Source organism: bacterium (assembly GCA_023135785.1).
In the GTDB taxonomy this organism is placed as follows: Bacteria; CAIJMQ01; CAIJMQ01; order CAIJMQ01; family CAIJMQ01; genus CAZNJA01.
This window is the reverse complement of record JAGLSL010000063.1, coordinates 1-11,499: the sequence shown is the minus strand read 5'-3', so window position 1 is coordinate 11,499 and position 11,499 is coordinate 1. Positions and strand designations below refer to the sequence as shown.

Annotated in this window: 12 protein-coding genes; 11 read left to right on the top strand and 1 reads right to left on the bottom strand. The window is 36.8% G+C overall.

All coding sequences use genetic code 11. The features are described 5' to 3' along the window. The 11 genes from KAS42_05055 to KAS42_05005 form a co-directional block, all read left to right on the top strand. Positions 1-1,006: permease (locus tag KAS42_05055; protein MCK4905585.1), on the top strand; the 1,006-nt coding region annotated here is incomplete at its 5' end. A gap of 251 nt (positions 1,007-1,257) precedes the next feature. Further along, positions 1,258-2,124 carry a universal stress protein gene (locus KAS42_05050; GenBank protein ID MCK4905584.1) on the top strand — a complete coding sequence of 289 codons (867 nt, stop codon included), beginning with the start codon at positions 1,258-1,260 and terminating at the stop codon, positions 2,122-2,124. A 150-nt stretch (positions 2,125-2,274) separates the two neighbouring features. Beyond that, positions 2,275-2,505, top strand: a complete 231-nt coding sequence (locus KAS42_05045; protein ID MCK4905583.1) for a TM0996/MTH895 family glutaredoxin-like protein — start codon at positions 2,275-2,277, stop codon at positions 2,503-2,505. 19 nt (positions 2,506-2,524) lie between these two features. Then, positions 2,525-3,076 (top strand): hypothetical protein, encoded by a 552-nt coding sequence (locus tag KAS42_05040; GenBank protein ID MCK4905582.1) that lies wholly within the window; start codon positions 2,525-2,527, stop codon positions 3,074-3,076. After that, positions 3,076-3,756: a sulfite exporter TauE/SafE family protein gene (locus tag KAS42_05035; protein ID MCK4905581.1), complete on the top strand. Its 681-nt coding sequence runs from the start codon at positions 3,076-3,078 to the stop codon at positions 3,754-3,756. Before KAS42_05040 ends, KAS42_05035 begins: the two co-directional genes overlap by 1 nt. Positions 3,757-3,805: 49 nt before the next feature. Then, positions 3,806-4,801 (top strand): ADP-glyceromanno-heptose 6-epimerase, encoded by a 996-nt coding sequence (rfaD, locus tag KAS42_05030; protein ID MCK4905580.1) that lies wholly within the window; start codon positions 3,806-3,808, stop codon positions 4,799-4,801. Between the two features lie 9 nt (positions 4,802-4,810). Continuing rightward, a complete protein-coding gene (locus KAS42_05025; protein MCK4905579.1) occupies positions 4,811-6,412 on the top strand; it encodes a TolC family protein in 1,602 nt (533 codons plus the stop codon). Next, positions 6,384-8,168: an efflux RND transporter periplasmic adaptor subunit gene (locus tag KAS42_05020; GenBank protein MCK4905578.1), complete on the top strand. Its 1,785-nt coding sequence runs from the start codon at positions 6,384-6,386 to the stop codon at positions 8,166-8,168. Before KAS42_05025 ends, KAS42_05020 begins: the two co-directional genes overlap by 29 nt. Before the next feature lie 5 nt (positions 8,169-8,173). Next, positions 8,174-8,854: an ABC transporter ATP-binding protein gene (locus tag KAS42_05015; protein ID MCK4905577.1), complete on the top strand. Its 681-nt coding sequence runs from the start codon at positions 8,174-8,176 to the stop codon at positions 8,852-8,854. Continuing rightward, entirely contained in the window at positions 8,844-10,115 is a 1,272-nt protein-coding gene (locus KAS42_05010) for an ABC transporter permease (protein ID MCK4905576.1), read from the top strand. Before KAS42_05015 ends, KAS42_05010 begins: the two co-directional genes overlap by 11 nt. Further along, positions 10,108-11,091: a patatin-like phospholipase family protein gene (locus tag KAS42_05005; protein ID MCK4905575.1), complete on the top strand. Its 984-nt coding sequence runs from the start codon at positions 10,108-10,110 to the stop codon at positions 11,089-11,091. Before KAS42_05010 ends, KAS42_05005 begins: the two co-directional genes overlap by 8 nt. A 52-nt stretch (positions 11,092-11,143) precedes the next feature. On the opposite strand, the gene KAS42_05000 is transcribed toward KAS42_05005, so the two are convergent. Beyond that, a complete protein-coding gene (locus KAS42_05000; protein ID MCK4905574.1) occupies positions 11,144-11,410 on the bottom strand; it encodes a zinc ribbon domain-containing protein in 267 nt (88 codons plus the stop codon). Between the last annotated feature and the right edge of the window lie 89 nt (positions 11,411-11,499).

Here is an 11,499-nt window from a genome sequence, read left to right as displayed (position 1 = left end):
TATTGCCGGCGCCATATCTGTTTTTGTAAGCCAGGCGTCTGTCATGAAGTATTTCGGAGCCAAGGCGAATAAATTTTTATCGTATAGCGTCGCCTCGGTATCCGGAACGATTCTTGCGGTATGTTCATGCACAGTTCTTCCTTTGTTTTCCGGGATTTATAAAAGAGGAGCTGGATTAGGGCCCGCCATCGCTTTTCTTTATTCTGGACCTGCCATAAATGTTTTAGCTATTATCCTTACCGCTCGTATTCTTGGATGGCAACTTGGTTTGGCAAGAGCAATAGGTGCTGTGATTTTCAGTGTTATTATCGGCCTATTGATGCACTTAATCTTCTTAAAAGAAGAAAGGGTTCGCCATGTAAATGGAAATTTCAGCGTAGGAGGAGTAAAAGAGCTCCGTTCTTTAGGGCAAACCATTCTCTATTTTGCCTCAATGGTTGCGTTTCTTGTTTTCGCCAATTGGGGGAAACCTATTGAGGGAAGTCAGGGAATATGGGCTTTTATTTATCAATATAAATGGTGGATTGCGGGCTTATCTTTGTTCAGTTTACTTATTATGCTGTTAAAATGGTTTAATAAGGAAGAATTAAAAACATGGACGTCTGCAACGTGGGGATTCGCGTTGCAAATATTGCCGCTTTTACTGTTTGGCGTGCTTATTTCCGGCTTTTTGCTTGGTCGAGTAGGACATGAAGGAATTATCCCGTCCCGTTTTGTGGAATTGCTGGTCGGCGGAAATTCCTTGAGAGCAAACTTTTTTGCGTCGATTATTGCCGCCTTTATGTATTTTGCCACACTTACGGAAGTTCCCATTCTTCAGGGGTTAATTGGTTCAGGAATGGGAAATGGCCCTGCTTTAGCGCTTCTTCTTGCGGGTCCTGCTCTTAGTTTGCCGAGCATGCTGGTTGTAAGGAGTATTATTGGAAATAGAAAAACAGTTGTGTATATTTTTCTTGTTATAATTATGGCAACATTAAGCGGAATAATATTCGGCTCTTTCTTTTAATCGGAACGCAGAGTATCGAAAAAATATCTCTGCCCGCTAAAATAGTTTGTTGGCAGGCGGGGAAAAAAATTTTCAGAAATTTCCCCCGAGGAATTCGGAGAATTCCCGGGACTTTGGTCCTCGGAATTTTTTTAAAATTCCAGAGGGTCCAAATTTTTCCGATGTCTTACGTTGTGGGGGTTTAGTATGGGGGAATTCATTTTTTTAACAGAGAATAGTTTTTAATACTATTTAGAAAGGAGGGATGCGTTATGTTCTCAAAAGCATTAATCGCTACAGATCTTTCGCCTGTTTCTTTTGCTGTAGTAAAGCATCTTGGCGGGCTGAAAGCGCTTGGAATAAAGGATTGCTTGCTTTTGCAGTGTCTAGGATTAGGGGAACTTCCCGGCATTGCTTTCGGTACGATAAGGGATTTATTAATATCTAATCTTGCGGAACAGAAAAGAATTCTTAAGAAACAGGGATTTAGAGTAAATACTGAGGTTGTTATGGGTAGTCCTCAGGTGGAAATTAACAAACTTGCTCACGAAAAAAAATATCCTTTGGTAGTAGTGGGCTCTCACGGTAATACACTTGCCTCAGAAATTCTTCTTGGCGGAGTGGCAAGCGCTGTTATCCATCACGCGGTCAAGCCTATTCTTTTAATTCGCATTAATATTGATAATAAGAAGAACATTCATTTGGGTAAATCCGATTTCCTGAATCATGTGCTTTTCCCGACGGATTTCTCGAAGAACGCAGACAATGCTTTTACATATTTGCAAAAAATGGTTGAAAGCGGAGCAAAACGCATAACGCTTTTACATGTTCAAAACAAAACTCGTATTACCCCCCATCTTGTACATAGATTAGCGGAATTTAACAAAATTGATATGGAGCGTCTTGAAAAAATGAAAGAAAAATTGACGAGTAAAAGCAAAGTATCCGTAAATATTCAAGTGGACAGCGGCTATCCGATGACGGAAATAATCCGACAATCAAAGAAAAACAAAGCGTCTCTTATACTCATGGGGAGCCAAGGCCACGGATTTGTTAGCGAAATATTTTTGGGTAGTGTCAGCCATAACGTAGCCAGAAACTCAAAGGTGCCGGTTTTACTTATCCCGATGACCCGTTAATCGGAACTACGTTCCGATTACCCCGCAGAGTATCGAAAAAATATCCTTGCCCGCTGAAACAGTTTGTTGGCGAGCGGGGAAAGAAATTTTTCCGATGTCTTACGTTGCGGGGTTCATAAAAGAAATAAAGTATAAAGGAGGTTTTAAGAAATGAAGATTGAGGTTTTAGGAACAGGTTGCCCGAAATGCAAAAAACTTACCGAACAAGCAGAAGAAGCAGTCAAAGAGCTTGGTATTTCAGCAGAAATCGTTAAAGTGACGGATATAAATGAAATTATGAAATATGATGTTATGGTGACTCCTGCGCTTGTTGTCAATGGCGAGGTGAAAGTCTCAGGCAGAATACCGAATATAGAAGAAGTTAAAGAATGGTTGAAGTAACATTAGGGGGGATACATAGATGAGTAAAATTTATAAAATTGCGACGTTAGCGGTATTATTTGTAGCCATAATAACAGGAATCCTGTTTGTTATTAAGTTTAATATGGCGCAGGAACAGAAACATGAACAATTAAATATGGTGAGTGAAGCCCAAAGGAAAGAATTGTCTGTTGGAAAAGAAACCGAAGTTGTTATGACAACACCGGTTTTAGTTGTTGATGAAAAAGTTATTGTGTATTATTTTCTCACAAATTTTCGCTGTGCTTCGTGCCGCAAAATTGAACAGTATACTAAAGAATCAATAAAAGAATACTTCGGCAATCAAATGGAATCCGGCAAGCTTGCCTTTAAGGCGGTAAATATTGAAGAAAAAGAAAATAAGCATTTTATTAACGACTATCAGCTTTTCACGAAATCTGTTGTTGTGTCTTTGGTAAAAAACGGTAAAGAAGTTAAGTACAAAAATCTTGATAAAGTATGGCAACGTTTGAATAATAAAGATAAGTTTTATCAATATGTTAAAGAGGAAACACAGAAATTTCTTGATGAGATAAAGATGGAGGGAAAATAATGATTGCTTTGCTTTCAGCATTATGGTTAGGGATACTTACTTCAATAAGCCCTTGTCCTTTGGCGACAAATATTGCGGCGGTTTCGTTTCTTTCAAAGAAGATTAATCATCCGCGCATGGTTTTATGGTCGGGTTTGGCGTATACACTGGGAAGGATGACGGCATATGCGGTGCTTGGTGTAATTATTATTTCTTCTCTTGCGAATGTTCCTGCTGTTGCTAATTTTTTACAGAAGTATATGAATAAAATTTTGGGGCCTATTCTTATTATTGTCGGGCTTTTTCTTTTAGGTATCCTGAAATTAGATTTTTTAAACTTTTCAATATCAAGTGAAAAACATAATAAGCTGGCAGAAATGGGTATCTTCGGTTCATTTACTCTGGGTGCTGTTTTTGCGCTTTCTTTCTGTCCTATATCAGCAGCGCTGTTTTTCGGAAGTTTGATTCCTCTGGCATTGAATAATAATTTTGGCATAGTATTGCCTTTCCTATATGGGATAGGGACAGGGTTGCCGGTTATTATTTTTGCCATTGGCATCAGTTTTGGTATTCATTCAATAGCGCATTGGTTTAATAAATTAACTAAACTTGAAATTTATATGCGAAAAGTTACAGGAGTTATATTTATCCTAGTGGGAATTTATTTCCTTTGGTCTCATATTATGGTTAATTTTATATAGTAGTATAATATATCGGTTTTCATACTAACACCTTTAAAATTTCAAAAATATGATTGTAGTAACTGGCGGAGCAGGATTTATCGGTAGCGCTATTGTATGGGCGCTTAATTTGAGAGGATACAATGAAATCCTGATTGTTGACCTACTTGATAAGAGTGAAAAATGGGAAAATCTTGCTTGCTTAAAATTTTCCGATTCAATTGACAAAGGTGAATTTATTGAAAAATTATATCAAGGAGAATTCTGCGACAAGATAGACGCAGTTATCCATATGGGGGCTGAAAGTTCTACGACTGTATATGATACCGATTATCTTATGCACAACAACTATGAATATACAAAAAAATTGGCGATGTGGTGCATTAAAAATGACAAGAGATTTGTATATGCTTCTTCTGCTGCTACATATGGAAATGGTGATGAAGGATTTTGCGATGAACATTTGCAACTTGAAAAATTAAAACCTTTAAATCCCTATGCTGATTCAAAACATCTTTTTGATTTATGGGCATATAGGCATGGTTTGCTGGAAAAAATTGCTGGATTAAAATTCTTCAATTGTTTTGGTCCCAACGAATATCATAAAGAAAGCATGAAAAGCATAGCTCTTCAGGCTTTTGAGCAGATTAAAAAAAACGGAAAAGTTAAACTTTTTAAATCGTTTAATACACAATACAAAGACGGAGAACAATTGCGCGATTTTATATATGTTAAGGATGCGGTGGATATGACGTTATTTATATTTGAAAATAAAAAAGTAAATGGTATTTTTAATATCGGCACGGGAAAAGCGCAAAGCTTCAACGAACTTGTGAATTCAGTCTTTGGAGCCATGGGAAAAGACAGCAACATAGCATACATAGACATGCCGGAGTCAATAAAAGATAAATATCAATATTTTACCCAAGCCGATATGGGGAAATTAAAGGATGCAGGATATATAAAGAAAACTCATACACTTAAAGAAGCAGTCTATGATTATGTTAAGAATTATCTGTTAAAAGATAATTCTTATCTTAAAATAAACAACATTTCTTTTAGTTGAAACTAAGCCATGAAACAGCTGAAGTGGGTTAATAGTTTAGGAATATTTTTAGCAATTTTTCTTCTTGCAGGATGCGGCGCCGCGCGCATAAGAACTTCCGCTGACTGTGAAGTTTATAAAATATTAGAAAAGAAGACCCAAAAAGTTACTCCCGAAAAAATCTCGTGGGATATCCGGTTCCAATCAATACAAGAAACGCCTTCCGAAGAGACTCCTTTAACGCTTAAAGAGGTTTTGATTATAGCTACAAAAAATAACCGAGATTATCAATCGGCAAAAGAAGACGTTTACCTGCAAACATTAGCTTTAATTTCCCAAAGATATAATTATAGCCTGCGGTATGGAGTAGGCGGAACAGTAACATGGGAAAAAGATAGTTTAGGGACAGAAAATGTAAATGCAGATTTAAATTTGAATCTTGTTAAATGGTTGGCTCAAGGGGCTCAAATAACATTTAACATTGCCCAGGAGTATCTCAAGTATCTAATCGGGGATACTGACGGAATTTTTCAGACAGTTGTCGGTTTGGATATTCTACAACCATTATTTAGAGGTGCCGGCAGGAGTGTTGCTCAAGCAGGTTTAATTCAGGCAGAAAGAGACGTAATATATCAAATAAGGTCTTTTTTAAGATATCAGCGAGGTTTTTCTGTAACTGTTGCAGATAAATATTTCACTCTACTGGAAGTAGAGAATAATCTTGAAAACTATTCTAAGAATTATATTTATTTAAAACAGACGAGAGGGAGAATAGAGATGCTTTCTGAAGCTGGTAGAGCTACTCCTATTGAGGTGGATCAGACAAGGCAGGATGAATATAGGGCATATCAAAGTTGGCTTTCTGCTAATAATAATTATCAGAAGTTATTAGACGAATTTAAAATATTTTTAGGTCTTTCTCCTGAAATAAAAATTTCTCTTGAAGCTAAGGGGTTGGAAACATTTTTAGAGGAGGGTATATCCGAAATTAAAGTTGACTCGCAAGAATCTGTAAAATTAGCCCTTGAGAAAAGGCTTGATTTAATGACAGCATATGACCAATTGGAAGACAGCAAAAGAGATGTGCATGTTGCTTTAAATGCATTAAGAACTAAACTTGATTTAAATCTTGGTATTGACAGCAGAACTCCTGCGGGCGATAAACCCAGTTGGGAATTTGAGGAGCCAACTTATACCGCAGGATTTAATTTGGAACTTCCATTAAACAAAGTTCCTGAAAGAAATGCTTATATGCAAGCTTTAATTAGTTTTGAAAGAGAAAAAAGGAGTGTTACTCAAACAAGAGATGAGCTCAAACTTGATATCTTAAATCTCTGTCGAGATTTAGAAGAGTTATATCAGACATATATTATTCAAGACAAAAGCCTTAAACTTGCAAGTAAAAGAGTTGAAGGAACTGATTTGTTGCTTCAAGCAGGAAGAGCAACTACACGAGATTTGTTGGAAGCTCAAGAATCGTATCTTAACGCAAAGAATTCCTTATCAACAGCAATCGTAAGTTATTTGATTTCTTATCTGCAGTTTTTAAGGGATACTGAAACCTTAGAAATTGATGAGGGTGGAGTATGGAAAGGAGACCTCTATGAAAAAATCAGTGGGGAAGGCAACTAACCCCGTTAGAAATAAATTTCTTTGCGGAGCTAATTCCCATTGGAATTTTATCCGTTCGTTTATTAAGACAGCACTACAGGGTAAAAATAAATTCTTATTGGTAGGCGGAATTGTTTTTATATTTCTCTTACTATTTCTTAACGGTTTTATCCAAGGGAAAAAAAGGATAGAAGGACTAATTAGCTATGAAGTAAAAAGACAAGGTCTAGTTATATCTGTCCTAGAAGGAGGAAATCTCAAGGCACTGCGTTCTCAGAAAATTATTAATGAAGTCCCTGGTCAGCGGAATATTCTAGAGGTAATTGACGAAGGAATACTAATCACTGAAAAGGATGTTCAGGACAGCAAAATCCTTATGAAACTTGATTCCAAGGATTTAGATGACCGCGCAGAGGAGTTAAGGATAACTGTAGAGAACAGTTTGTCGTCTTATACGCAGGCACAGCAAAATCTTGAAATACGGAAAAAACAGAATGACAGCGATATTATACAGGCAGAATTGAACGTCAAGTTTGCGAAGATAGATTTAGAAAAATATTTAGGAGAGAAATTGGCTGGTGAGCTTATTGCAAGTATCAATAAGAATATAAACTTTTCAGAGTTGATAGCAAATCAGCAGCTAGAAGGAGAAGCCCTAAATAAGAAAAGAGAACTTGAGAATAATATAGACCTTACCAAAGAAGAGGTCGCTCGGGCGAAAGATAGAGTTCAATGGAGCGAAAAATTAGCTGAAAAAGAATATATAACAAAAAGTGAATTGGATGCAGACAGATTTTCTTTGCAACAACAAGAGGCCTCTTCAGAGAATTCTAAGTTAGGATATCAACTTTTCCTGGATTACGACTTTCCCAAACAAGTGGCGTTACTTTTTTCTGATTATCAAGAATCACTGAGAGAATTTGATAGAACAAAAGCCAAATGCGAATCGGAGATTATCAAATCCGAAGCAAATGTTAAAAGTACGGAAGCTACATACCTTGAGCGTAAGAACAACCTCAGTGAAGCGGAACAAAACATTGCTAAATGCACAATCAGAGCGACACAACCAGGACTTGTTACTTATGCGTCAAGTAGTAATCCTTGGCATTCTCAAGACCCTATTCAAGCAGGTACAAATGTCCGTAACCGTCAAGAATTGCTGAATATACCGGATTTTAGCAGTATGGGAGTTGAAGTAAAGATTCATGAGTCTTCTATAGAAAAAATAAAGGTTGGGCAGAAAGCTATTATAAAAGTAGATGCTTGTAGTGGGAACCAATTTACTGGAGAAGTTAAAAAAGTTGCTCCTTTGCCAGACGCTACTTTCAAATGGATGAATCCGGACTTAAATGTTTATATTGTTAAAATTTCTCTTGATAGAAATGGGCAGAATTTTGATTGTCTAAAACCGGGGCTGTCTGCGGAAGTAGAAATCACGATTGAGAAATTAGCAAATGTTTTGGTGGTTCCTTTAGTAGTAATATCGGCAAGAGAAGGGAAATCAGCCTGTGCTGTCCTTAGGGGAAGCAGAATTGAGATTAGGGAACTTGAACTTGGTAGTAGTAGTGAAGATATGGTGGAAGTAAAAAGTGGATTAAAAGAAGGAGAAATCGTGGTAATATTTCCAGGTGAAATGGGAGAACAAGTTAAAAAAACGCCTATGGCTGAAATAGGAAAATTTAAGAGCGAAGAGACAGAGAATATGCCGACAGAACAATCCTCAACGACGAATACAACAAGACCTGAAAATAGCGGAACAGGTAGACCTAATAGATAAAGACAATGAAAAAAGAAATAATAAACCTTGTCGATATTTGGAAAGTTTACAGACTTGGACCAGTCGATGTTTCCGTGCTTAAAGGAATTAATCTCTGCATAAAAACAGGCGAGCATTTATCAATTATGGGGCCCTCCGGTAGCGGCAAGACAACGATGTTGAATATTCTCGGGTGTCTTGATAAACCTTCAGAAGGACAATATTTTATGGAAGAAAGAAAAATTTCCACATTGTCGGACGATGAACTTTCTGAAATTCGCAGTTGTAAAATTGGATTTGTTTTCCAAACTTTCAACCTTATTCCCCAATTAACCGTATTAGAGAATATAGGCATTCCGCTTTTTTATCAGGGAGTTGAAGAAAGTGTTATTAAAGAAAAAGCTTTTGAATTGGCAGAGCTTGTAGGTTTAGGTAGCCGGATTAGACATAGACCTTCGGAACTTTCCGGGGGTGAACGACAAAGAGTTGCAATTGCCAGAGCTTTAGTAAATCAACCCGTTTTGATTTTAGCCGATGAACCGACGGGTAATCTCGACAGTGAAACCGGTAAGGAAATTATGGACATTCTCATTCAATTAAATAAAGAAGGTAAAACGCTTGTCGTAATAACTCATGACCCGAAAATAGCAGGTTACTCTCAAAGAGTAGTGCGATTGCTTGACGGGGAAATTATAAATGAAAATTAACATTCTTCATGTTTTAAGAATAGTAAGATTCGGGGGGAAAAATCTTTGGCTTCATAAATTGCGTTCTTTTCTTACTATGCTCGGAATTGTATTTGGAGTTGCTTCTGTAATAGCAATGCTTGCTATCGGAGAAGGCGCAAGTTTTGAAGCAAAAGAAATAATTAAAGCACTCGGGAGTAATAATATAATTATCAGAAGTTTAAAACCACCAAGCGATGCCACGACTCAAACGACTTCTTGGCTTGATGTTTATGGTCTTACTCCTTCAGATTTCATGAAAATTTTATCAATTCCTTCTATTGAAAATATTGTCCCTGCATGGGAAATCAACGAAGAAATTTGGCGTCTTGCCAAGAATACTCCGGGAAGAGTTGTCGGCACAACTCCTGATTATGCGGAAACGACCAATATGAAAGTTGAAGCTGGCGGAAGATTTATTAATAAAGTCGATATGGATACGAGTAAATCGGTAGTTGTAATAGGCTCTTCAATAAAGAATATTCTTTTCCTCGGAGTAAATCCTATTGGTGAGAAAATAAAAATAAAGAGTAATTATTTCACCGTTATCGGTGTCGTAAAGGCAAAAGTATTTTCAAAAGGGACAGGAAGTTTCGAAGCCGATGACATTAATTTCGATGTTTATCTTCCTCTGACTACAGCACGAGCTTATTTTGGCGAGTTCAATGTTAAAATGCGAACTAGACAAGCAAGTTGGGTAAAGTTTCATCGCTTCATAGCGAAAGTTAAAGATACTAATAAAATCATGTCAACGTCAGCATTGATAAACCATATTTTGGAATCAACTCACAAAAATCCGGATTACGAAATTCTTGTCCCCTTAGATTTATTAAAACAGGAAGAACATAGAGCGAAAATTTTTAGTATTGTTCTTGGTTCCATAGCTGCGATTTCCTTAATTGTTGGCGGAATTGGAATTATGAATATTATGCTTGCGACTGTTACAGAAAGAACAAGAGAAATAGGGATAAGAAGAGCACTTGGAGCTAAAAGAAGAGATATTATCTATCAGTTTGTAACAGAAGCGGTTATTCTTTCGGCTGCGGGAGGATTTATTGGTGTACTTGTAGGAGTTATAATTCCCCAAATAGTATCTAAGTTTGCAGGGATGGCTACAATAGTTACTTTATGGTCAGTCTTAATAGCTTTCTTTATTTCAGTTGCTATTGGACTTACTTTTGGTATATATCCCGCTAGAAAAGCTGCGCTCTTGGATCCAATTGAAGCGTTGAGATATGAATAACAGAATAAAAAATTTAAAACAAAAATTAAAATCAAAAATAAGAAAGTTAAGGAGATTAAGACCTGCTCGTTCACTCACACGTGGCAAAATCGCCCTTGTTCTTGCCGGCGGCGGAGCCAAATCTTTATCCCAGATAGGCATTTTAAAAGTGCTGGAAAAAGAAAAAATCCCGATTGATATGATAGTAGGATGTAGTATGGGTTCAATTGTAGGAGCTCTTTTTTCCATAGGAGTTCCCGTGGGAAAAATAGAAAGTATAATCCTGGATTTTTGCCAATTCAAACAGATAAAAGAAATAGAAAAAACATTCACCTCGGAAGCAGAAGGTATACAGAAAATTGGAGAATTTATGAGGGATTTAAGTTTCTATCTTGTCAACTGGTTCAAAGAAGGAATGTGGAACGAACAAACCATGATAGATGGCTTAAGCAAACTTATATCACCGGAACTTATTTTTCCCCAGACAAATATACCGTTTTTTTGTGTAGCCACCGATATAAAGAAAGGCAAAAGAGTTATTATTAACGAAGGCAATCTTTTGCGAGCGGTGGTTGCTTCAGTAAGTATTCCGGGACTTTTCACTCCGATAAAGGAAAATGATGATTTATTAGTGGACGGAGGAGTTTTAAGCAGAATGCCTGTTATTGCCGCGGAAAAGATGGGAGCCGATTTTATAATAGCGATATCTTCTGGAAATTTAAGTAGTAAAGAACCGTTAAAAGCATTAGATGTAATGATAAGAACAAGCGAAGTAAAGGAAGTGGAATTTGCCCGTATAGAATCTTTATTAGCGGATTTTCTGTTTTCTCCATCTACCGGAGGATGGGACTGGTTCTCTTTTTCTCATGCCGAGGATATAATAAAAGAAGGAGAAAAAGAAGCTATAGCCCAACTTCCTTTTCTAAAAAAAGCTCTTATTAAAAGCAACATTGAGAAAAAGAAACTTAGAAAATTAGTTTTGCCCCTTTTTTATTGAAATAAGACTTACTGCGTAGATTTATTTTTTTAAAAGACTCAACTTAAATAAATTATTTTTTGCAGGTAGAGCAGTCTTTTGGCGCGCAGGATGAAGGACAGGAAGAACTTTTTGGAGAGCTTTCAGTTTTATTTTCTTTCTTTTTGTAATCTGTAGCGTAAAACCCGGAACCTTTGAATATCAGTCCTGCTCCCGCCCCTATCAATCTTTTTACTTTACCGTTGCATTTCGGACACTCCTTTAAAGATTCAGCGCTCATGCTGTGGAACGCTTCAAATTTATGTCCGCATTTTTTACATTCGTAGTCGTAAGTAGGCATTTTTTCTCCTAAAACAGCGAGGTAATATACCATTTCAACTTCATTTTAGTCAAATTCTGCCACGAAATGCAGAAGTTCAGAAACATAAT

What these genes read in the sequence shown, in the direction of transcription:
- KAS42_05040 (MCK4905582.1), top strand. Translation starts at nt 2,525, where the DNA reads ATGAGTAAAATTTATAAAATTGCGACGTTAGCGGTATTATTTGTAGCC.
- KAS42_05025 (MCK4905579.1), top strand. Translation starts at nt 4,811, where the DNA reads ATGAAACAGCTGAAGTGGGTTAATAGTTTAGGAATATTTTTAGCAATT.
- KAS42_05050 (MCK4905584.1), top strand. Translation starts at nt 1,258, where the DNA reads ATGTTCTCAAAAGCATTAATCGCTACAGATCTTTCGCCTGTTTCTTTT.
- KAS42_05020 (MCK4905578.1), top strand. Translation starts at nt 6,384, where the DNA reads ATGAAAAAATCAGTGGGGAAGGCAACTAACCCCGTTAGAAATAAATTT.
- KAS42_05000 (MCK4905574.1), bottom strand. Translation starts at nt 11,410, where the DNA reads ATGCCTACTTACGACTACGAATGTAAAAAATGCGGACATAAATTTGAA.
- rfaD (MCK4905580.1), top strand. Translation starts at nt 3,806, where the DNA reads ATGATTGTAGTAACTGGCGGAGCAGGATTTATCGGTAGCGCTATTGTA.
- KAS42_05010 (MCK4905576.1), top strand. Translation starts at nt 8,844, where the DNA reads ATGAAAATTAACATTCTTCATGTTTTAAGAATAGTAAGATTCGGGGGG.
- KAS42_05045 (MCK4905583.1), top strand. Translation starts at nt 2,275, where the DNA reads ATGAAGATTGAGGTTTTAGGAACAGGTTGCCCGAAATGCAAAAAACTT.
- KAS42_05015 (MCK4905577.1), top strand. Translation starts at nt 8,174, where the DNA reads ATGAAAAAAGAAATAATAAACCTTGTCGATATTTGGAAAGTTTACAGA.
- KAS42_05005 (MCK4905575.1), top strand. Translation starts at nt 10,108, where the DNA reads ATGAATAACAGAATAAAAAATTTAAAACAAAAATTAAAATCAAAAATA.
- KAS42_05035 (MCK4905581.1), top strand. Translation starts at nt 3,076, where the DNA reads ATGATTGCTTTGCTTTCAGCATTATGGTTAGGGATACTTACTTCAATA.